We start from the raw sequence: 23,270 nt of genomic DNA, 5'->3' as shown, positions 1-23,270 counted from the left end.
GGTTCATTTGATCTAATGGAGGTTAGTTACCAGTTCACCAACCAATGTAAAAGAAGCTCTGGTTTCAGAAATAAAGCGATTATGGGCATGACTAATCCAACAGCCAGCCAGGCAGCAACTTTGGGTACTGGAAGAGCTAACTGAGGCTCAGATCGGGAAGCCATCGGCCGAAAAAAGAGAAGGAAAGGAATTTTAAGATAATAGACCAATGAAATCAACGCATTCAGCAGGCCAAGCACAAACAAGGCCAGTAACCAGGCATTCCCTGTATGTTGATAAGCATCGTAAAGCGCAGAGAATGACAGGAGTTTAGCGGTGAAACCAACCGTTGGCGGTAAACCCGTTAGGGCAAGCATAACTACCGTCAGTGCTACCGACAATAAAGGCTGTTTGGTGCCCAATCCCGCAAAGCTGCTAATTGTTAAATCGCTGCCATTACTGCGAGCCAGCAAATCGACCAGGAAGAAAGCGGCCAGCGAAATAAACAGGTAGGTGCCAACATAGAACAACACGGCTTCAAAGCCAGCCTGATTCATGGCCACAACGCCCACTAGCAAAAAGCCAGCATGGGCAATCGTTGAGTAAGCTAATAGTCGTTTCGCATCGGTTTGACGAAGGGCGGACAGATTACCAATCAAAATACCAGCCAGCGCCAGTATAGCCAATGGCGTTTGTAATGAACTCGCCGTAGCACCACCAAAAGACGATTCCTGCGGCAGGGCCGTTACAATCCGCATCAGAACTAGTACAGCAGCTGCTTTGGGCCCAATCGAAAAGAAGGCCGCCACGGGTACTGGAGCGGCTTCGTACGCATCGGGGGTCCAGACGTGGAAGGGAACACCAGCCAGCTTAAAAAACAATCCGGCTCCCGTTAGCAGAATAGCTACTGTAGCCACAGCTGTATCTTGCCGGGCGAGTTCTGCACCAAACACATCAGCGGTAAGATCAAGCGTGCCGGTCATACCATAGAGTAACGACATACCGTACAGCATGATCGCTGAACTGATCGCCCCAAACAGGAGATACTTAATCCCGCCTTCAGATGCCTTACGATCGGCGGTGAGCGCTGTTAGTAGATAGGAACAGATGGAAACCAGCTCAATGCTCAGGTAAATGCTTAGCATGTTGACTGATAGAGTCATCACAAACAAACCAAGCGTCATAGCCACGAGTAATGAGTACCATTCCAGGGGCAATTTCGGTCGGCTACCCAGTTGCTCCGATGGTGTGAACGCTTCGTACAGCAGGACAACTGCTGCACTCAACGCAATAACAACCTGGCTAAAAATAGCCTGATTATCAACAAACAGCAGATGCATGAATAGGTACCCTCGCGTAGGCGCTAGCACAACCCAAACGCCAGCAACCAAGACGATCCCAACACTTAATCCAGCCAACCATTTACGAACCCTGAGCATCGGCATGACCCGAACGAATACCAGTTCGGCTACCAGCAGCACACAAAAAGACGCCGACAACCACACCTCCGGTCCAAAACCGCCGAGGCTATTGATAATGTCGTGTAATTGATCGGTTAAGGACAAATCAGGGATTCGTGAAGTGAGTGAAGTAGTGGATTAGGGGAAGTGGGTAAAGTAAGTATGGTCACTAAAACCGACTGCACTTACTTCACCCACTCAACGAATCGCCAAAATTAGATCATTCCATCCTGATCGGGTTGGCCTTCGTAGGAATGCAGCTTAACAGGTTTCTGTTTTTTACGCAGGCGAATGTTCAGGAATTCGACCAGGAGTGAGAACGCGATCGCAAAATAGAGATAACCTTTGGGTACGCTACCCACTTCCTGGTCGAAGATGACAACTTCCGACAGGTGGGCTCCCTCAGCTACCAGCATAAAACCAATCATAATCAGGAACGTCAGCCCAAGCATTTGAATCGTGGGGTGGTCATTTACGAATTTACCGACGGGCCCGGCAAAGAACATCATGATTAGGATAGATAAGATTACCGCAATCATCATAATGGCTACGTTCTGCGTTAAGCCAATTGCCGTCAGGATAGAGTCGATCGAGAAAACGATATTGGTGATAGCAATTTGCGTAACCACGCTCGAAACGGTCGTTTTGCTTTTCACACTACCCGTTTCCTCATGGTCGCCCCCTTCCAGTTTGTGGTGAATTTCGGAGGTGGCTTTGTAGAGCAGGAATAATCCCCCACCAAACAAAATCAGGCTCTGCCCTGTAAAGGCTGCTTTAAACCAGCCAGCGTCAATGTGCGTAAACGGTTTGCTGAGTGATATAACTACCGAAATTCCCAGCAAGAGTACGAGTCGAAAGGCCATGGCCAAAGCCAGACCAATATTCCGGGCCTTAGGCTGGTCTTTCCTGGCAAGCTTATTGGCCGCGATGGAAATAAAAATGATATTATCGATACCCAGGACAATTTCCAAAAATGTCAGGGTTAATAAACTGATAATGGATTCAGCAGTAAAGAGGTTGCTCATGGTTGAACCGAAGTGAAGCCCAAAATTACCCCCTTCACCCCGTGTCTGCAACAACTTGTTCAAGAAAGAGTCCTTGCACCTTACAAAAGGTTAGCTGATTAGACGATTGGTTGATGCCAATGATTAGCGTATAGCAACAATAGTACGGCAAAGCGCGTATAGACTAAAGAGCTTTTAAACTTGTTAGCCAGGCTGCTCAATTTGAAAAATTGTAGATGTTTCTGGACATTTAGTAGCTTTGACATTATCTGCTTAACATATTTCCTTCCAGACGAGTTATGAAAGGAAACCTTGTTATCTCTATACAACGCTAAACCGGTTTCCAGCCAACCGGAAAACTTAATTTATTGTGGCGAAACTGATCGTTCGTGTCCTTCTTGGTATCCTTGCGCTCGTTCTGCTGCTGGGGGGATTCGTGGTGCTTGTGGCAACTACACCCTGGGGTCAGCAGTTCGTAACGAAGCAGGTGAACTCCTACCTCGCCAAAAAACTTCAATCGCCCTTTCACATCGGTCGCGTTACATACTCGATTCCCGACTGGATTGAGTTAGAAGATGTTTTCTTTAAAACACCTAAGGGCGATACACTTTTAAATGGTGGCCGCATGCGAGTGGACCTCGATATGTGGGGCTTGCTGAACAACCGAGTTGCCCTGAATCAGATTGAGCTGGAGCATATTCGCCTGAACGTCACCCGAACGTTACCCGACACTGCGTTTAACTTTCAGTATATCCTCGACGCGTTTGATACAGGTACCGCCCCCGAACCCTCCGACACTGTATCGACGCCAATGGCCATTAAGTTGACGGGGATTGCGCTTCGGGATGTTCGGATTAAGTATAAAGATGATGTAACAGGAGCTGATGTAAACGCCTACCTGGATAGCCTTCGGGCCACATTCGACAAGACTGACGTAAACAAATCCCAATACCATTTATCGAACGTAACAGCCAACGGACTGAACGTGTATACGCGCCTGTACGAAGGCTTGCCTACGCCACCAGGTACACCCAGTAAACCCGGCGATACACTTGATCTTGCTCTTGGAAAATGGCAGATCAATCATGCCAAGTGGGACATTCGGGTTGAAACCGCCGATTTCAAAACGCAGGGTAGTGCCGAGCAATTGGCCATGGAGTCGGATTATTTATACTTGGAGGGCGAAAAAATTGGTATCAAATCCCTCAATCTTACCAATGCAGATGTTGCTGCCATTTTAACTAAGCCGACTAAAAAGCCAACCGTTACGGCTCCAACAGCTACGACTTCCGCTTCCCCAGGATGGCAAGCAAAAGTCACCAATGTTCGGTTTGCTAACAACCGCATTCGGTACGATGACGAAACAGCACCTCGGCAGAAACAGGGACTGGATTATGGGCACCTCGATTTACGAAATCTGGGTATCGACGGGCGCTTTCTGGTTTATCAGGATTTAGGCAAGCGTGGCCAACGCATTAGCGGACAGCTCCGCAATGGTCGTTTCCGGGCAACCAGTGGCTTTGTACTTCAGCAACTTGACGGAAATCTGCTCTACACAGATACGACTACTACGCTGACTAAGCTCTATATTCAAACCCCAACCACCCTCCTTCGGGATCAGTTGGTACTCCGTTACGATTCGCTCGCTCAGTTGAGCAACCCGCGTTTTGCCAAGCGAGTGAACGTTCGGGTAAATCTTCGCGACAGTCGCCTATCGGTAGATGACGTGCTTCAACTGGCACCTTCGTTAGCCGATACGCCCCCCTTTGCAGGGAACAAAGGGGGCGTGTTCAAAGCCAACGCTCAGGTCGTGGGTACACTGGCTGCGCTGAATCTGCCGCGTGTTGAACTGACCATGCTCTCCGGCACGAGAGTCCGGGCCAGTGGTAAGCTGACAAATGTAACCGATCCTGACCATTTAGGTGTAGCCATGACGGTGCAGGAAGCAACCACCAGCCTGGCCGATATTAACAAGCTGGCTCCCAAAGGGTCCATTCCCTCATCCATTGCGTTACCACCTTCTATAAAACTGACCGGAAAAATTAATGGTCAGTTGAATGACCTTATTTTAAATACGAAAGTAAATACCGAATGGGGTACAGCAGATTTCGATGGACGATTGGCGGGCTTTGTTTCGGGTAAAAATCAAACCTATAAAGGAACGCTTAAGCTCAATGAGTTCGATGCGGGCAAGTGGCTCAAGCAAACGGGTACCATTGGTAAAATAACCGGCCGGGCCACCGTTGATGGGCGCGGTATCGACGTAAAAACGCTGACAACTAATTTTGATCTAGCCATACAATCAGCCGATTTGAACGGCTATACGTACCAGAATCTGGATGCAAAAGGTCGATTAGCCAATGGGTTACTGAACCTAACCGGTGCCCTTAACGATCCCAATGCGAACCTAACGATTGATACGAAAGTCGGATTGAAAGGCGAATTTCCGAGTGTGGTTGGCGAAACGGTTATTCAGGAATTAAACCTGCAAAAACTAAAACTGTATAAAGACCCGCTCTCACTCAAAGGAAAGATTATCCTCGACATGGCTTCTACCGATCCGGCCAAACCCGTCGGCACCGTTTCGGCGAGTGACGCCGTGTTGAGTCTGAATGGGAAGAGCTATCCCATTGATTCGCTCTACGCCCGATTAGCCGCGAATGGGAACACAAAAAACGTAGTTGCCCGATTGCCAGGTGCTCAGCTCAAACTGAACGGGCAGTTTAATTACGCACAACTCTACGACATCATTGCGGGTGAAATCAGTCAGTATATCGCTTTGCCTTCGTTGGCCTACAAGAGAATTCCGCCACCACACGCCTTTACACTATCGCTAAAAGCGTATCAGAATCCATTATTTCAGGCCTTTGTCCCTGATTTAACCCGTCTGGATACCGTCCGGTTTGACGCTTATCTGGACAATAGTCGCGATACAACCCTATCGGCTACCTTGCGCACAGGTGTTGTTGTGTACGACACTACGACGTTAAAAGGGAGCACATTTGCGCTGAGAGGAGCTAACAATCAATTGAAAGTTGATGGGCAAATTGATGGGGTGTTATATAACGGCATGAACATCCGGCAAACGGATCTAAATGGGGTAGCCGCCAATAACCAGTTCCGATTTGCCATTGTCAATAAAGACTCCATCAATCAGGATCTTCATGGTCTTGCGGGCACATTGAGTGTTGTTGACTCTAGCTACCGCTTCAAATTTGCCCCCAATGGATTGCTTACCAATTACGAACGCTGGCAAACTGATACTGCTGGCTTCGCCCAATATGGTAAAGATGGCGTACTGATCAATAATATACGCATTGCAACAGGTCAGCAATCACTTGAAATAAACAATACAGAACAGTATGGCAACGCACCCATTCGGGTAACGGCCCGATCCATTGAGCTGGCTAATCTGGCACGATTGGCCAATCAGGATACGACTCTGGCCAGCGGACAACTGAACGGTACCATTGTTGTGCGCGATTACATGAGTACGACAAGTAGTCTCGCCTTCATCGGGTCGATCTATGTGGATAGCCTGAAGGTGATGAGTAAGCCTATCGGTAACCTAACCGCCCGCTTTAATAATAGCTCGGATGGCCGAATCAACGTCAACACAGCCCTGTCAGGACCTTACAATGACGCAACCGTAACAGGTTTTTATAACCCAGAGAACGCCAAACAAGCGCTTGATCTGGCTATTAAGTTGAACCGATTAGATGCCCGCACCATTGAAGCCTTCAGCTTTGGTGAACTGCGCCAGGCAAAGGGTCAGCTTGTTGGTGATTTCACGGTAGCGGGCGCGATTGACAATCCCGTCATGGACGGTAGCGTGGCCTTCGACTCGGTGGCGTTTAACATCAAGCAACTGAATGCAACCTACCATATTGATCAGGAGAAACTCGCATTCTCGGGCCAGACGATTACGCTGAATTCATTTAAGTTACGAGATGAAAAGGGCCGTATCCTCACAACTGATGGAACCGTTGTTCTTAAAAACTTACCAGATGTAGCCTATAATCTACGCGTTCGGGCGGATCATTTTCAGGTGTTGAATGCCGCTCGGAAAGACAATGACTATGCCTACGGACAGGCCTCGATTACCTCGGATCTACGGATCAAAGGAACAGGAAGCAGTCCTTCGGTCAATGGTACCATTCGACTTGATGAGGATAGCAAAATATCGATGGTCCTGCCCGACCAGTCATTAAATGCGGATGAGTCTAACAAGATCGTTACGTTTATCAATCACAAGGACTCACTGGTACTGACCAAGTATCTATACAAACCGAAACCAGACAGTTTAAAAACACCCAGACTCGCCTTCGATCAACTCACCAATTCGACGATTTCCCTCGACCTCGAAGCGGATGAGAAATCGGAGTTAACCATCGTCGTGGATGAGCTTAATGGCGATAACCTGCGGGTACGGGGTAATGCACAGCTTAATGTGGGGGTCAATGCCTCTGGTCAGGTGACCGTATTGGGCCGCTACGAAGTGACTGAGGGTTCTTATTCACTGACCTATCAGGTATTGAAACGGCAGTTTGAGATCCAGAAGGGCGGTTATATCAACTTCACGGGCGATCCCCTCAAAGCCGATATCAATATGACCGCCATCTACAAAGTTTCGGTCCCCCCCGGCGATTTAGTCGGTAGCGAGATGACAACCACGGACGCAGCAGGCCTTAAACGCAAACTGCCATTCGAAGTAGCTTTAGGTATAAGCAACAACTTAGCCGCTCCGAAACTAGACTTTGATATTCGTTTGCCAGAAGTCGAAAATAATTCAGATGCATCCAATAGTGAACTGGGTAACAACATTGAAGCGAAGTTAAAAACCTTACGTCAGGATCAGTCACAAATCAACAAACAGGTATTCGCACTCTTGATTCTCAACCGCTTCCTACCCGAAAACACATCGGATTTCTTCTCGGGTTCGGACAATGGCGGGCTGGATACCCAGGCGAAAAATATAGCCCTTGGTAGTGTTAGTAAACTCCTGTCTGATCAGTTAGGGCGGCTGGCATCGAATGTGCTAAAAGGGTTTGATGTAGACTTTAATCTCTTGTCGCAGGCAGGTAGCGCCAATACGGGTGGTACCACCAACGGCAGCCGTACCGACTTGAACGTGGGCCTATCCCGGAGTTTTCTATCTGGCAGGGTCACGGTTTCGGTAGGCAAAAACTTCATTCTGGACAATTCGGCCAGCGCAGCCACACCCAGTCAGAACCAGGTATTCGACAACGTATCTGCTAACTACAACGTTACGCGCGACGGTCGATATGTGCTTAGAGCATACCGGCGCAATGACTATCAGGCAGTACTGGATGGATACATTATTGAAACAGGAGTTGGGTTTATTATTACCGTGGATTATAACACACTGGCAGACATTTTACGCCGGTCGCCCGGTACTCCCTCAGCGAATTGATCCGTTATGAAGAATTTGTTAAAAAGCCATTTTTCTTTGCTTACCTCGTCTTCTGCCTCGCTACAAAAGGGCAGAAAAACGACTCTACTCTTTGCTCCGCGCCCCCTGCCTCTTGCCCTCTGCCTGATCGTCTGCTTACTCAACGCCTGTAACATTGCCAAACACCTGCCTGCTAACGAACGCTTGTACATGGGTACAGACGTAGTTATCCATGCGGATTCAACTATTTCGGCCAGCGATCAGAAATCAATACAAACGCAACTAACAGAATTAGGTCGGCCTCGCCCAGTTAAACAGCTCTTTGGTTACCCCTACAAAGTTGGCTTATACTATCTATTTGGCGAACCCAAAAAGAATGGGTTTCGGGCCTGGTTTCGAAAGAAATTTGGCGAAGAACCCGTATTCGCCAGTGCGAAGGCCCTCACATCTAACATCCCTATTTTCAAGGCTACGTTACAGAATTCTGGCTATTTTGGATCGGATGCAACGGGGAAGCTAAAGGAAGAGGGCTACAAAGCGAGGGGCGTTTATGATGTTGACGTAAAACCCCGCTTTTATATTGACTCCGTAGCATTTCTGGTCGACTCAACTCCCGTCCGTAAGGCACTTCGTGCTTCATTACGACGAACAGTTATCAAGAAAGGTGATCCATACTTATTCGATAATATCAAATTAGAACGGGAACGAATCAGCCAATCCATCAAGCAGCGCGGCTTCTATTACTTCCTGCCCGATTATATAGCCGTACTGGCCGATAATGATTCGGTAGCTCACCGTACGAAACTCATTTTTGCAATCAAACCCGAAATACCCGATGCGGCCAGCATACCGTATTCGATTCGAAATGTGTTTATTTTCCCGAATTACACGCTCTCTACGGCCCGAAACGATACGAATCAACGAAAGGCCTACGAAACAGAAGATCAGTTTCAGGTTGTCGATTCTACACGCCGGTTCAATCCGAAACTATTCCGCGACATTGTAACGGTACTGCCGGGTAAACGCTACAGTAGCCGAATGCAGGATCTTACGCTCTCCCGATTCATCAATGTGGGCGCGTTCAAGTTTGTTCGTAACCGCTTCGAACCCGATCAACAGGGCGACTCCGCCGTGCTGGATGTACGCTACTACCTGACACCCTACCCCGAAAAATCCATGCGGGTCGAATTAGATGGTACCTCTCGCTCCAACAACTTCAATGGTACGCAGGTGGTGGTAAGCTGGCGCAACCGCAACGCCCTTAAACGGGCGGAATTATTGACCATTAATGCGAATGCAGGGATTGAATTTCAAGTGGGTGATGTTGGCGAAGGCGTAACGAATTACCGCTTCGGAACCGACGCGATCTTAAGTTTCCCACGGCTGGTAGCTCCCTTCCGGTTCCGATATGACCAGCGGCAGGCATTGCCCAAAACCAACGCGACGATCGGCTATCAAACCATCCTGCGGGGCGGGTTGTACCGAATCAATTCAGCGCAAACAACATTTGGGTATGCCTGGCGACAGAATCAGCAGGTTGAACACGTCTTTCAGCCATTCAATATCAACTACGTGTATGTGCCGCTGAACCAGGTTACTGACCGGGTCTATGAAATTTTAACAGACACGGCAGTAGCTGATATTGTCAAGCGACAATACACCAATACTGTTTTTAAATCCGATCAGCTTATTCTGAGTAGCCTGTACACGTTTAGTTACAATTCACCAGCCCGGTCGAATTCACCTAACACCTTCCGCTTTACGGGTAATGCTGAAATCGCAGGTAATCTAGCCAGCTTAATTTTCCGCAAACCCTTGGAGACAGATGACCGGAATGGCATTTTTGGCGTGCCGTATGCGCAGTATTTTCGGATTGATGCCGATATGCGGTATTATCGGCGACTGGCACCCAGCATAACCTGGGCTAACCGCCTGTTTGCTGGGGTTGGCTTCACCTATGGCAATTCGCAAGGCAGGTCATTACCATTTACCAAGCAGTATTTTGTTGGGGGTAGCAATAGTATTCGGGCATTCCGTCCGCGCGCCATTGGCCCCGGTTTGTTCACCCGCGATACGATTCGGAATGTGCCTTTGTTTCAGGATGGTGGTGGCGACGTTAAGCTTGAAGCCAACACCGAAATTCGAGCGAAATTCAATAAATTTATTGAGGGCGCTATCTTCGTTGATGCGGGTAACGTCTGGTCGTATTCAGACGTCGATACGTTTGGGCCGGAAGCCAAATTTTCGAGCGACTTCCTGAAACAGATTGCCATTGGTACCGGCGTCGGTATCCGTATCGACCTATCCTATTTCCTGATCCGGCTCGATCTGGCAACCCCCTTACGTAAACCTTACAAGACCGACGGCAGTGAGTGGATTGTGGATAAAATGGCCTTTGGCAGCAAGCAATGGCGAAAAGAGAATCTGGTATTCAATATTGGGGTAGGCTATCCATTTTGAGTTTAAACACAGAGACACGGGGAACACAGAGCTTTTTGCTTTTCTCTGTGTTCCCCGTGTCTCTGTGTTTAAACTCATTTCAGAATAGGCCTCAGCACTTCCCACACGGTATTGGCTACGATTTTATGCCCGGCGGGGGTTGGGTGGATGCCGTCAGGCTGATTTAGTTTAGGAATACCGCCCACGTTTTCGAGCAGGAACGGAATCAGAACAGCTCTGTTTTTATCTGCTAACTCCTTGAATAATCCCCGAAACTCTTTGGTGTAGGACGTCCCCATATTGGGTGGAATCTGCATACCGGCCAGCACGATAGTAGCCTGCGGGCTTTTCAGTCGAACCGTATCTATAATGGCTTGCAGATTTTGCCGGGTAGCAGCCAGCGGAAGTCCCCGAAGGCCATCATTACCGCCCAGTTCCAACACAAATACCGCAACGGGTTGGCGCATCACCCAACTAATCCGGCTTTTTCCACCGGCTGTCGTTTCGCCACTCAGGCCAGCATTGACAACGGTATAGTTCAATCCAGCGGAGTCGATTTTCTGCCCTACCAGGGCTGGAAAAGCCTGCGATGGTTCCACACCGTAGCCTGCCGTCAGGCTATTGCCGTAAAACAGCACGATTTGTTTTTTAGATGCGGTGGCTGATTTAGAATCCGGTTGGGTTGCCGGGGCATTGGTAGTGGATGAATTTGTTTTCGTATCGGATGAGCCACACCCCCAGACCGTTAGGAGCATCAATAGGCCGCTTATCACAGAATAGAACGTTTGGCGATTCTGGCAGAACTTCATTGGTTTTGCATCGGTTAGATAACTTAAACGCAAAGAACGCAAAGTACGCTAAGAATAATTTGCGAACCTTACCTTCCCTTGCGTCTTTGCGTTAAAACGATTTTTCCATGAGTATTCTGCGCGTCGAAAATCTCACCAAAACCTATTCAAGCGGGGGCCGCGACCTAACCGTGCTGCATAGCGTGAACTTCACCCTGGAACCGGGCGATACCTTCTCCATTGTGGGACCATCGGGCAGTGGCAAGACTACCCTGCTGGGATTATGCGCGGGTCTGGACCGGGCTTCGTCGGGCAGTGTCTATCTGAACGATATCCGGCTGGATACACTCAATGAAGACCAGCGTGCGGCCATTCGAAACCAGCATGTTGGGTTTATCTTCCAGAACTTCCAGTTGCTTCCTACCCTTACTGCACTCGAAAACGTGATGGTACCACTGGAGCTTCGGGGCGAAAAAGGAGCCGCTAAAGCTGCACAGGCCCTGCTTGAGCGCGTGGGATTAGGTCAGCGCGGACACCACTACCCTACCCAGCTTTCGGGGGGTGAACAGCAACGTGTTTCGCTGGCGCGGGCTTTTGCTAACCGCCCTAAACTGCTCTTCGCCGATGAACCAACCGGTAACCTCGATGCTGATACCAGCGCAACGGTTGTGGACCTGCTTTTTGAACTCAACCGAGAAGCGGGCACTACCCTCGTTCTCGTAACCCACGATATGGAATTAGCTGCCCGCACCCAGCGCATTATTCGCATTAAGGGTGGTACGGTTATCTCAGACACCAAAGAGCGAAAGGGCGAAAGAGTGAAAGAGTGAAAGAGTGATTACTCTCCATTTCGCTTTTCACTCTTTCGCACATTCACTCTTTCACTCTTTAAGCATGTCCTGGCTCTTCCGAATGGCTTGGCGCGATAGTCGCCGGAGTCGTCAACGCCTACTTCTGTTTATGTCGGCCATTGTGCTCGGCATTGCAGCATTGGTTGCTATCAATTCGTTTGGTGATAACCTCGCTCGTAGCATCGACGATCAGGCTCGCGAGCTTCTGGGAGCCGACCTCACTCTCTCGTGGTCGCGTGCTCCTTCGCCTAAAACACAGCAGTTACTCAAAACAACCGGCCGCGACCGAGCCTATGAGGTTTCGTTTGCCTCACTGGTATCCATCCCTAAAACCGGGGGTGTCCGCCTGGCGCAGGTGAAAGGATTGCAGGGTAATTTTCCGTATTACGGAACCTGGGAGGTACAACCCACGTCCGCTATTCAAACCTTCCGACAAGCCGCCAGCCGCGTTGCCTTAGTTGACGATGGACTTTTGGTACAGCTAGGCGCTCAACCCGGCGACTCTATAAAAGTAGGCAACCTGTCGTTCCTGATTGCGGGACGCGTTACCAAAACACCGGGGCAGGCCGCCATTGCTGCTACGGTAGCGCCCACCGTCTTTGTCCCGAACCAATTTCTGGTTAATACAGGTCTGCTGCAGCGAGGCAGCCGGGTAGCGTACAAATACTACTACCAGTTTACGCCGGGAACGGATGTTGAGAAATTCATAAAAACGATTTCGGCCCGTCTGGATAAGGAAGGCGTTAATTACGATACCGTCGACGGACGCAAAAAACAAACTGGACGCTCTTTTGCCGACCTCACAAAATATCTGAGTCTGGTCGCCTTTGTTGCCTTGTTACTCGGGTGTGTGGGTGTAGCCAGCGCCGTGCAGTTGTATGTGAAAGAAAAGGTAACGTCGGTAGCCATCCTGCGAACGCTCGGCGCCAGTGGGCGGCAGGCATTCCTGATCTATTTACTTCAAACCGCCCTCATGGGTTTGATTGGTGCTACGATTGGTGCTCTGGTCGGGTCTGTGGTCCAATTAGTATTGCCTCGCGTGTTTGGCAATTTCCTCCCGATCACGGTCGAAACAGCCTTATCGGGGTCGGCCATTCTGGGAGGTATTGGCACAGGTCTGCTGATTTCAGTCCTGTTCTCGTTGCTGCCCTTATTAGCCATTCGGAATGTTTCGCCATTACGAACACTGCGTAGCTCTTACGAAGATGATCTAAGTGGTCGGGACCCATTGCGATGGCTGGTTTATTTACTTGTTCTCGGTTTCATTGTTGGGTTTGCCTATTTACAAACGCGAAATCTAATGCTGGCCATTGGCTTTACAGCCGGGCTGACTGTAGCCTTTGGTATTCTGACGGCCCTTGGTTTAGCGCTAATCTGGCTGGTGCGCCGGTTCTTCCCAACGTCGTGGAGTTACGTATGGCGGCAGAGTTTAGCGAACCTCTATCGGCCTAATAATCAAACGTTGATCCTGGTAACGTCTATAGGTCTGGGGGCATTTCTGATTGCAACCCTCTATCTCACTCAGGGCTTACTATTGGGTCGGGTTGAGTTGTCGGGGAGTGGCAAGCAGCCCAATATGGTCTTGTTCGATATTCAGAATGAGCAAATTAAGGGCGTACGTGCGTTAGTGACCGGGCAAAAACTACCTATTTTACAGGAAGCACCCATTGTAACAATGCGCCTGTCAGACATCAATGGAAAAACCGGCGAGGTTATTCGGAAAGATACCGCTCAAAAAACGCCGAAGTGGGCATTTACCCGTGAATACCGGGTTACCTACCGTGATTCACTAATTTCCTCGGAGAAGCTGACATCCGGAAAAGCGCCATATCAGGCCGATGGCAACGTTTACGTATCCATGGAAAAAGACTTCTTTGATCGGATGCACCTCAAACTCGGCGACACGCTCAACTTTAATGTCCAGGGTGCCCCTATTCAAACCATTGTGGGCGGCACGCGCGAGGTGGAATGGAACCGGGTTCAGACCAATTTTCTGGTCGTTTTTCCATCGGGGGTGTTGGAACAGGCTCCGCAGTTCCATGTGCTGATGACGCGGGTACCGGATAACAAAACCTCGGCTGTACTGCAGCGGGGTCTGGTCAGTCGGTTTCCAAACGTATCGGCAATCGACCTTGGCTTGATCCTGAAAACGGTTGATGAAATCCTGGCGCAAATTTCGTTTGTGATCCAGTTTATGGCCCTATTCAGTATCCTGACGGGCCTGTTAGTACTGGCCAGTTCGGTTGTTATCAGTAAATACCAGCGCCTGCGCGAAAGCGTTCTACTCCGAACATTGGGGGCCAGCCGGGAGCAGATTTTGAGCATTACCGTTGTCGAATATGGCTTGCTGGGTCTATTATCAGCCTTGTCGGGTATTTTACTGTCAATTGTTGGCACTTGGACATTAGCCCAATTTGTGTTCGAAGTTCCCTATCGACCAGACGCCATCCCCTTGCTCGTTGTTCTACTTGTGGTTACCGCATTGACCGTTCTAATTGGCGTATTCAACAGTCGTGAAGTGCTGACAAGACCGCCATTAGACGTATTGCGGGCAGAAGGATAATTGCTGGTTCATTTCCATTGCGTGATGTCAATCACGTTGGAACAGAAATCGTATTCTTCGGGTTGGTTGGAGCCGATGAGCAGCAGTTGGGGAGATTGATTAGAGGGACTGATCAGTTGTTGTATTTGCTCCTGATACCAGTCCGTTCCTTGTCGGTCGAGATTGGATGTAGGTTCATCGAGGATGACAATGGGAGAATCAGAAAAAAACGCCAGACCGAGTTTAACCCGCTGCTTCATTCCCGACGAAAAGTACTTGATTTCTTTGTGCCGGGCGTGGGTCAATAGAAGCTGATCGGCAATCAGGCTAGCCGTTAACCCCGCTTTAAATGGCTTAAAAGTTTGGTGAAACGTGAGCAATTCGTTTAACGTTAACTCCTCAACCAGTTCCAGGTACGGAGCGGCTATACTGATCTGACGGAACCAGTTATCGGGGTCAACAGTAACGCCCTGTTGTTGATAGGTTAATTTGCCTTCTGTAATAGGTAAACTCCCAGCCAGTAGTTGCAGGAGCGTAGACTTGCCGCTCCCATTCGGCCCTACGAACGTATAACTCGTTCCGGCGGTGAGCGTCAGGTTAACGCGCCGAAAAATCCACTCCTTCCGATATTTCTTGCCTAACTGCTCAGCAACTATGTTCATAAATGGATAACTATTAATGGCTAATGCACAATGGCCAATGAATAATGTTACACGAGGTAGGCATTGTTCATTAGCCATTATGCATTATCCATTAACCTTCATCACCTTTATTCCCGCTCTCCGTGAGAAGTCGGACCTTTCATAATACCACGCTCCGACGAGCGAATGAAATTGACAATTTCGTCCCGTTCATCGGACGGTGGTAATTCCAGTTCAATTTGTGTTAGGGCATCGGCATTGTTCAAACCGCGCATGTAGATATAGCGGTAGATCTCCTGAATCTGATTGATCTTATCGTTATCGTATCCCCGCCGACGTAATCCAATCGAGTTAATACCCGTATAGGAAAGAGGTTCGCGGGCGGCTTTTGTAAAGGGGGGCACATCTTTACGCACTAATGAACCACCGGAAATCATGACATGAGCACCGATACGCGTGAACTGAAGCACCGAACTTGATCCACCAATAATAGCCCAGTTACCCATGTGAACGTGACCAGCCATTTGCACATTGTTGGTAATGATGCAATGATTACCGATTCGGCAATCGTGGGCCACGTGGGCGTAGGCCATAATCAGGCAGTTCGACCCGATTTCGGTTTTCCAATGTTCTTCCGTACCTCGGCTGATGGTCGCATATTCACGAATCGTCGTATTATCGCCGATATACGTCCGGGTATATTCGTTATTGAATTTTAAATCCTGCGGAGTCGATGAAATAACGGCACCCGGATAAATCTTACAGTTTCGGCCAATGCGGGCACCCTCATTAATAACCGCATGCGAACCAATCCATGACCCTTCGGCAATCTCAACGTCTTTGTGAATAATGGCAAACGGTTCGATCACCACATTCTGCGCAATTTTCGCTTCAGGGTGAATATAGGCTAATGGTTGAATCATTATAATTTCGTCATTGATGGTCATTAGTAGTCATTAATAGTCATTTATTGCTACGATGAATGGCAACTGAATGACAGAAATGCCCATTAGTGACTATTTCTTTTTAACCAGACTGGCAATCATATCAGCTTCGCATACCAGTTGGTTCGCAACGTAGCCGCGGCCCTGCATTTTAACGATACCGCGCTTCATAGGGGAGGTAAACTCACATCTAAATATTACGGTATCGCCAGGCAAAACGTTGCGCCGGAATCGGCAATTCTCAATGCCTACCAAAAATGGCCAATAGTTTTCAGGGTCGGGCACGGTGCTAAGTACCAGAATTCCACCCGTTTGTGCCATAGCTTCAAGCTGCATGACACCTGGCATAACCGGATTGCCAGGGAAATGCCCCGGAAAAAACGGCTCATTCATGGTCACATTCTTGATACCCACCACGCTATTTTCGTCCAGGGCAATGATTTTATCAATCATTTGAAACGGATAGCGGTGAGGCAGTAACTGCGAGATCCGATTTATATCCAGTACCGGTGGTTGCATCGGGTCGTACTGCGGCACCTGATTGGCCGCATTTTTTTGAATGAGTTTCTTAATCTTTTTGGCAAAGGCTACGTTAGCCGCGTGCCCAGGCCGGGCAGCCAGGATTTGCGCCTTGATAGGCCGACCAATCAACGCCAGATCACCTACTACGTCAAGCAGTTTATGGCGGGCCATCTCATTTGGGTAATGCAGCTTGATATTGTTCAGAATACCCTCCTGTTTGTTCACACTCACCTTGGGCTTGTGAAGCAAATCGGCCAGATAATCCAGCTCTCCATCCTGCACATCGCGATCTACAATAACGATAGCATTGGTAAGGTCTCCCCCTTTAATGAGGTTCTGCTTATACAGCGCTTCCAGCTCATGCAGAAATACGAACGTCCGACAGTTAGCGATCTGTTCAGGAAACTGACTAATGTCGTTCAGATATGCGTGTTGACTACTAATAACCCGCGAGTTGTAATCAACCATCACCGTTATCCGGTAATCGTTCAAGGGCAACGCAGCCAGTTCGATATCTTTTTCAGGAAGGCGATAGTGAACGTATTCGCTCACCTCGAAGTAATTCCGGGTGGCATTCTGTTCCTCAATACCGGCATCGCGCAGGGCATCGATAAACTGAATAGATGAACCATCCATAATTGGAGGCTCAGGGCCATCTAACTGAATCAGGACGTTGTCTAACTGCAAACCAACCAGTGCGGCCAGTGTGTGTTCAACCGTATGAATCCGGGCACCACTTTGCTCAATGGTTGTTCCCCGGGAGAGATCCACAACGTTGTCTACATCGGCATCCACAATGGGTTGCCCCGGCAGGTCGACTCGCTGGAATTTATATCCGTGATTCGTTGGCGCTGGCAAAAACGTCATCGTTGCCTGAACGCCCGTATGGAGACCTACCCCCGATACCGAAATGGCTTTCTGAATGGTCTGTTGTTTGGTATTCATTCGTTTTCACCGGATCGCCGGCGCGATTTACAGTTTTCAGTTTTCAGTTTACGGTTGGCTAACGCGGGAAGAACTGGCGCGTCAGCCAACCGTAAACCGTAAATCGTAAACCGTAAACTATTTTTCGTTTTTCTTCTCCAACTTTGTTATCCGTTGATCCAGCTCTGGTAAACGCCGAAACACAGCCAATGACCGCATACTTTCTTTCAAACCAAAAGCGGGCGAACTATTAATGGCTGTACCCTCCTCGTCAATACTTTTCCCTACTCCCGACTGCGCGCCAACTTTTGTACCATTGGCAATGCTGAGGTGACCGGCAAATCCAACCTGACCGGCAATAACACAATTATCACCCAGTTTGGTAGAGCCTGATATGCCCGTTTGAGCAGCAATAACGGTGTTTTTACCAATCTCAACATTATGACCAATCTGGATCAGATTATCCAGTTTAGCTCCTCGCCGGATAATCGTTGAACCCATAGTGGCACAATCCACTGTAGTTCCAGAGCCAATGTTTACATAATCTTCCAGAATAACATTACCCAACTGCGGAATTGTTTTGTAGGTACCGTCTGACTGTGGAGCAAACCCAAACCCTTCGCTACCGATCACCGCATTAGGGTGGATAACACAGTATTGGCCGATAATACAGTTATCCAGAATCCGCACGCCCGGATGAATAATGGTATTATCACCAATACGAACATTGTTGCCAATGTAAGCGTGAGGGTATATTTTTACACTCTCTCCAATCTGGCAGTTACGGCCAATATAGGAAAACGCACCCCGATAAATCTGCTCACCCACCTGACTACCGTCGCCGATATACGATGGTTGTTCAATACCAACTCGGGCAAAAATTAATTGCTTATGGTATTCTTCCAGCAGTTGCGTAAAAGCGGAGTAGGAATTTTCTACAAATATCAATGCAGGCGAAACCGGCTTTTTAGGTTCAAACGACCGATCAACAATCACAGCTGATACCTGAGTGGTGTACAGATGTGATTCATATTTGAGGTTAGACAGAAACGATATATCGCCTGGCTTTCCCTCTTCAATTTTAGCTAATCCGGTGATTGTCAGCGCATCGTTTCCGGCAACTTCGCCCCCAAGCAGTGTAGCGATCTGCTTAACTGTAAACTTCATATATTTTATGACTGCCGTCGCAAAACACCCATTATTAGCGGGAAATAAGGCCGCTAAGGTAGCTAACAAATTGCACTTTTCCGCAATTTGTTCTGCAAGTGAAGTAGGTAGAGTGAATGGAGTTGGAGAAATAAGTGGAGTTGGTTGAGTGAGTCAACCCCAGAATATGTACGCTACTCCCTTAATATACTCCACCCATTTCACTTACTTCACTCACTCCACCTACTTTACTCCTTTACTAAAAACCAAATTCCTTGCCCAGCAAACGTAATATCGACGAACAATATTGGTGAGTACCTGGATATTTGACAGATCCGATGCATCGGCAATGTCAATCACTTTCCCTGATTTTAATTTAATAGCAATACGATCGCCTGAGGGGAGGTAAGCCGCATTTGTTGCCTGGCCTTCCACCAGAAAATACGAAAGCCAGTCATCGGGCATTCCTGTCTGTCGCAATTGACTTTCGAGCTGGGTTAACAACTCACCCGCGAACGGCTCCGTCGACAGCATGATTTTAAATAACTTCCGATCAAGTAACATCTGGCAAAGCATGGACAACACCGGGTCCGAGTGCGAAGCGCCCTCCTTAATACAGGTCCAAATGTCGAAATCATCTAATTTGGTGAAGGCATCAAGATAAATATGGTTTGTCTGAAAATCAGTTAGTGATATACTCTCGCATAGAAACATCCGGAACGCATCGGAAGCAAAGACTGGCTCGCCACTCGCCTGACGGCTTAGAAAGCGTGCCCGTCGCAAAATCTGAATCAGCATCGACTCGCAGCAAATTGAGGTCTTGTGCAAATAAACCTGCCAGTACATCAGTCGTCTGGCGTTCAGGAAATTTTCGACACTCAGAATGCCTTTAGCCTCCACAACTAACTGATCGTCGACCAAATCCAGCATTTTAATAATACGCTCGGCTCCAATGGCCCCTTCAGCTACCCCCGTATAGTACCCGTCGCGGTTGAGGTAATCCATCCGATCCATATCTAACTGGCTCGAAATGAGCTGATGGAAAAACGGCCTTTTGTACGTTCCCTCAAACATTTGGATAGCCAGCGACAATGCTCCTCCAAATTGCCGATTAAGGTCATGCATGAGCATCAGCGATATCTGTTCGTGTGGCACGTTATCCAGTAAACAGCATTCCAATACATGCGAAAATGGCCCATGCCCAACGTCATGCAACAGAATAGCAATCTGTGCCGCTTCGCATTCCTCGCTGGTAATTGCATGACCTTTGCTTTGGAGGGTACTCATTGCCTGCCCCATCAGGTGCATAGCACCCAGCGCATGGTGAAAGCGTGTATGCAGCGCCCCTGGATAAACGTATTCCGACAAACCCAGTTGCTTAATCCGACGGAGTCGCTGAAAGTAGGGATGCTCGACTAAATCGAAGAGCAACTCAGTTGGTATGGTAATAAACCCATAAACAGGGTCATTCAGGATCTTCTTCTTGTTCGGCGTTGCCATCAAGCAAAGATAGTTCAGATAGGATTACAGCCGGATTATGGGTATGAATTGATGAGATAATAGACCAAAAATCCGGTCAATTCTGCCATTCTGTCAAAAAAATCCGTAAATTTGCATCGCTGAATCTGAGCAATCAATCAGCAACGGGCTTGTAACTCAGTTGGTTAGAGTGCCTGACTCATAATCAGTAAGTCGTAGGTTCGAGCCCTACCTGGCCCACATTGATAATCAGCCGCTTAGCAGAAATGGTAAGCGGCTTTTTCAATTAATAGTACTACATTTTGAGAGTTAGCTGCCACTTCTTAGTCCAACCCTACAACTAGTAATCGACCAGGAAAAGTGTCAAACGAGTAGTAGAACAACCTAAAAACTGGAAGGTTCGAATAACCCGACAATCCTGCTCCTGCACGTTTTATCATCATTCTGGATAAATATCCCAATATCGGCACACAACTTGGCTTGGCCCATAATTGCCTTAGTGTGTACCGCACAAAGCCAGCTCAAGGCCTTTAAAGCCATAAAAGAGTTATTCGGACTTCATCGCTCCTCGATCCTCAGCTACTATTTTCGCTAGTTTTACCCTATGCAAGCCAGCGAATCGTTTTTTAATCTCTATAAACAAAACCACAAGCTCTCTATCCGGCTTATCTCGCCTACATTCGGCCATCTTCCTCCCGAAATCGCGGATCAATACGGCCTTACCCAACGAAAACCATACTACTTTTTCCTTTTTATGCGGGAAGGCCGCACTCAGCATGGCGTTGATCTCCAGCAATTCGATATAAATAACAACGAGCTCTTATTCATCCTGCCTCACCAAATCCACCGACTCCCGGTAACCAATAAAGGCACCGATTATTTCAAGCTGGGTTTTGATGAAAATTGTCTTGCTCTATTGCCCAAACAGTATCCCTTCCTCATTAATCCATTCAACAATCAAAAAATACAATTCACGTCATCGGCTGCTGCCCGGCTCAACTCTATCTTTGACATACTGCTCGACTTATTAAGCGCGGTGGATACCGATCCTGAGCTTATTCTGGCCCACCTCAATAGCCTGTTGACCGAAATCAATACCGCTTATTTTTCCACGGCCAAAAGTCCAGCAGACGACAAACTTTCCCAGTACATTCGTTTCAAACTGTTTGTAGAAAACAACCTCACCGATCATACCACCGTCCATGAAATTGCAAAAAAACTCGCCCTCAACACCAACAGTTTATACTCCATAGTTAAACACTACTCCGGCCTTTCTCCTAAAGAATTCATCACCAACCGGCTCATACTGGAAGCAAAACGTCGTCTCTACTATGCTGAAAGCTCTATCAAGGAGCTAGCCTACGACCTGGGTTTCAACGATCCTGACTACTTCTCACGTTTGTTTAAAAAAGTAACTGGCCAAACAATTGCCACCTTCATTCAGGATTTGTCCGGGAACTAATACGATTTATCCGGCTCCTTTTCTGCGGTTCCCCAGACCTTTGCTCTCCTACTGAATACACAAATGATGAACAGAAAACTAGGAACAAATGGGCCCCTGGTATCGGCAATTGGTTTAGGCTGTATGGGCATGTCGGGTGCCTACGGACAATCCGACGATACAGAATCCATCGCCACTATTGAACGAGCTCTTGAACTCGGACACAACTTTTTAGATACTGCCGATTACTACCGTACAGGCCACAATGAAGAGCTAATTGCTCAGGCTATCAAAGGCAAACGTAATCAAGCCTTCCTCTCGGTAAAAACCGGTCAGTTGGTTACTGCCGGGCCTAACAAATCCATGGGTCCAGGTTCGGTAACTGGCCGTCCTGATTACCTTCGCAACGCTGTTTTTTACAGTCTCCAACGCCTTAAAACGGATTACATTGATCTATATACCCCTGCACGGGTAGATGCCAATGTGCCTATTGAAGACACGGTTGGTGCCCTGGATGATCTGGTAGAAAAAGGTGTGATTCGTTACATTGGTCTCTCTGAAGCATCCGCAGCTTCTATCCGCAAGGCGGCTGGTGTGCATCCTATCACTGCACTACAGATAGAGTACTCACTCTGGACTCGCGATATCGAAGCGGAAGTCCTTCCCACCATTCGCGAATTGGGTATCGGTCTGGTGGCCTATGCCCCGCTAAGCCGGGGTTTTCTAAGCGGAGAAATCAGAACGCCCGACGATCTCAAAGACAGCCGTATACACATGCCACGCTACCAGGGTGAGAACTTTTACAAAAATCTTGAGCTGGTCGAAAAGGTCAGAACGCTGGCCGCCGAAAAAGGGTGTACGCCAGCCCAGTTAGCAATTGCGTGGGTGCTGGCCCAGGGCGACGATCTAATTACCATCCCCGGCTCCAAACGCATCAATCACCTAGAAGAAAACATGGCATCCGAAAACGTGCAACTCACCGGGGAAGACTTACAAACCATTGAAGCAATCCTGCCCGCCGGAGTCGTGTCAGGGACACGCTATCCAGAAAGGTTCTTAACTACCTTAAACCAGTGAATGTCCCTTCATTAGTGAAGGGGATAGCTAACAACTAGCCACGTTCGCCAGTTAAGAGGATGTTCGGACGAAGGCTACTTTGTTTCCCGACTCAAACGTCAATGAAAACAGATCATTCCCTAAAGCGCTTTTTAGACGCTCAGGATACCAACTATTCCAGAGCCTTAGCCGAAATCAGGAACGGGCGAAAGCAGACCCACTGGATGTGGTATATTTTCCCCCAGATTGCCGGATTAGGCGTTAGTGAAACCGCCCGATTCTACGCCATTAACGACATTCAGGAAGCCCGCGACTACTTAGAGCATCCAATACTAGGAAACCGTTTGGTTGAAATAGCCAACGCAATGCTTCAGATTGAGGGAAAATCGGCCAATCAAATTCTGGGCAATCCAGACGATTTGAAATTACACTCCAGTATGACCCTTTTTAGCCTCCTGGATCAGACAGATCCTGTTTTTCAAGCGGTCTTAGGTAAGTATTTTAACGGCATACCGGATCAACGAACCCTGGCAATTGTCAAAAACAGCTCCTCAACCAGTTAGTTAACAACAAAAAACCATTTCTATTTACAGACTCGTATATTCGTTCTATAACTGGAAAAGTATAGGACTTCCGTAAAT

Annotated in this window: 15 protein-coding genes and 1 tRNA gene; 8 read left to right on the top strand and 8 right to left on the bottom strand. The window is 48.2% G+C overall.

The genetic code is table 11. The features are described 5' to 3' along the window. Positions 1–26 precede the first annotated feature (26 nt). Both EXU85_RS04055 and EXU85_RS04050 read right to left on the bottom strand, forming a co-directional pair. Positions 27–1,544, bottom strand: coding sequence for an NADH-quinone oxidoreductase subunit N (locus EXU85_RS04055; protein WP_142770841.1), 1,518 nt, complete (start codon positions 1,542–1,544; stop codon positions 27–29). A gap of 110 nt (positions 1,545–1,654) precedes the next feature. Then, complete coding sequence (locus tag EXU85_RS04050) at positions 1,655–2,464, bottom strand: TerC family protein (protein WP_142770840.1); 810 nt, start codon at positions 2,462–2,464, stop codon at positions 1,655–1,657. 349 nt (positions 2,465–2,813) lie between these two features. Between EXU85_RS04050 and EXU85_RS04045 the strand changes: the two genes are divergently transcribed. Continuing rightward, positions 2,814–7,877 carry a translocation/assembly module TamB domain-containing protein gene (locus EXU85_RS04045; protein WP_142770839.1) on the top strand — a complete coding sequence of 1,688 codons (5,064 nt, stop codon included), beginning with the start codon at positions 2,814–2,816 and terminating at the stop codon, positions 7,875–7,877. Between the two features lie 6 nt (positions 7,878–7,883). Beyond that, positions 7,884–10,316, top strand: a complete 2,433-nt coding sequence (locus EXU85_RS04040; RefSeq protein WP_142770838.1) for a BamA/TamA family outer membrane protein — start codon at positions 7,884–7,886, stop codon at positions 10,314–10,316. A gap of 74 nt (positions 10,317–10,390) precedes the next feature. Here the strand turns inward: EXU85_RS04040 and EXU85_RS04035 are convergent, their stop codons facing one another. Beyond that, the gene (locus EXU85_RS04035) at positions 10,391–11,104 is read right to left on the bottom strand and encodes an arylesterase (protein ID WP_142770837.1); all 714 of its coding nucleotides are present in this window, start codon (positions 11,102–11,104) and stop codon (positions 10,391–10,393) included. 107 nt (positions 11,105–11,211) lie between these two features. On the opposite strand from EXU85_RS04035, the gene EXU85_RS04030 reads away from it, so the two are divergent. Together EXU85_RS04030 and EXU85_RS04025 are read left to right on the top strand one after the other, a co-directional pair. Next, positions 11,212–11,913: an ABC transporter ATP-binding protein gene (locus EXU85_RS04030; protein WP_142770836.1), complete on the top strand. Its 702-nt coding sequence runs from the start codon at positions 11,212–11,214 to the stop codon at positions 11,911–11,913. An 82-nt stretch (positions 11,914–11,995) separates the two neighbouring features. Then, positions 11,996–14,497 (top strand): ABC transporter permease, encoded by a 2,502-nt coding sequence (locus EXU85_RS04025; RefSeq protein ID WP_142776605.1) that lies wholly within the window; start codon positions 11,996–11,998, stop codon positions 14,495–14,497. Between the two features lie 8 nt (positions 14,498–14,505). Here EXU85_RS04025 and EXU85_RS04020 read toward each other — a convergent pair whose 3' ends face one another. The 5 genes from EXU85_RS04020 to EXU85_RS04000 form a co-directional block, all read right to left on the bottom strand. Next, positions 14,506–15,138, bottom strand: a complete 633-nt coding sequence (locus EXU85_RS04020; RefSeq protein ID WP_142770835.1) for an ABC transporter ATP-binding protein — start codon at positions 15,136–15,138, stop codon at positions 14,506–14,508. A 107-nt stretch (positions 15,139–15,245) separates the two neighbouring features. Further along, positions 15,246–16,040 (bottom strand): acyl-ACP--UDP-N-acetylglucosamine O-acyltransferase, encoded by a 795-nt coding sequence (lpxA, locus tag EXU85_RS04015; RefSeq protein WP_142770834.1) that lies wholly within the window; start codon positions 16,038–16,040, stop codon positions 15,246–15,248. A 93-nt stretch (positions 16,041–16,133) separates the two neighbouring features. Continuing rightward, complete coding sequence (locus EXU85_RS04010) at positions 16,134–17,528, bottom strand: bifunctional UDP-3-O-[3-hydroxymyristoyl] N-acetylglucosamine deacetylase/3-hydroxyacyl-ACP dehydratase (protein ID WP_142770833.1); 1,395 nt, start codon at positions 17,526–17,528, stop codon at positions 16,134–16,136. Between the two features lie 117 nt (positions 17,529–17,645). Then, entirely contained in the window at positions 17,646–18,674 is a 1,029-nt protein-coding gene (gene lpxD / locus EXU85_RS04005) for a UDP-3-O-(3-hydroxymyristoyl)glucosamine N-acyltransferase (RefSeq protein WP_142770832.1), read from the bottom strand. 222 nt (positions 18,675–18,896) lie between these two features. Next, the gene (locus EXU85_RS04000; protein ID WP_142770831.1) at positions 18,897–20,153 is read right to left on the bottom strand and encodes an HD domain-containing protein; all 1,257 of its coding nucleotides are present in this window, start codon (positions 20,151–20,153) and stop codon (positions 18,897–18,899) included. A gap of 145 nt (positions 20,154–20,298) precedes the next feature. On the opposite strand from EXU85_RS04000, the gene EXU85_RS03995 reads away from it, so the two are divergent. The 4 genes from EXU85_RS03995 (at position 20,299) to EXU85_RS03980 (ending at position 23,192) form a co-directional block, all read left to right on the top strand. After that, positions 20,299–20,372 (top strand) — tRNA-Ile (locus EXU85_RS03995). A 364-nt stretch (positions 20,373–20,736) separates the two neighbouring features. Then, positions 20,737–21,594, top strand: a complete 858-nt coding sequence (locus EXU85_RS03990; protein ID WP_142770830.1) for an AraC family transcriptional regulator — start codon at positions 20,737–20,739, stop codon at positions 21,592–21,594. Between the two features lie 63 nt (positions 21,595–21,657). Then, entirely contained in the window at positions 21,658–22,650 is a 993-nt protein-coding gene (locus EXU85_RS03985; protein ID WP_142770829.1) for an aldo/keto reductase, read from the top strand. Positions 22,651–22,751: 101 nt separating this feature from the next. Further along, on the top strand, positions 22,752–23,192 hold the full coding sequence (locus EXU85_RS03980) for a DUF1810 domain-containing protein (RefSeq protein WP_142770828.1): 441 nt from the start codon (positions 22,752–22,754) through the stop codon (positions 23,190–23,192). The last annotated feature ends 78 nt before the right edge of the window (positions 23,193–23,270 follow it).

Origin of the sequence: Spirosoma sp. KCTC 42546, from assembly GCF_006965485.1 — a bacterium.
Lineage (GTDB): Bacteria > Bacteroidota > Bacteroidia > Cytophagales > Spirosomataceae > Spirosoma.
The sequence above is the reverse complement of the archived record's forward strand: the minus strand, read 5'-3'. Positions and strand labels throughout refer to the sequence as shown.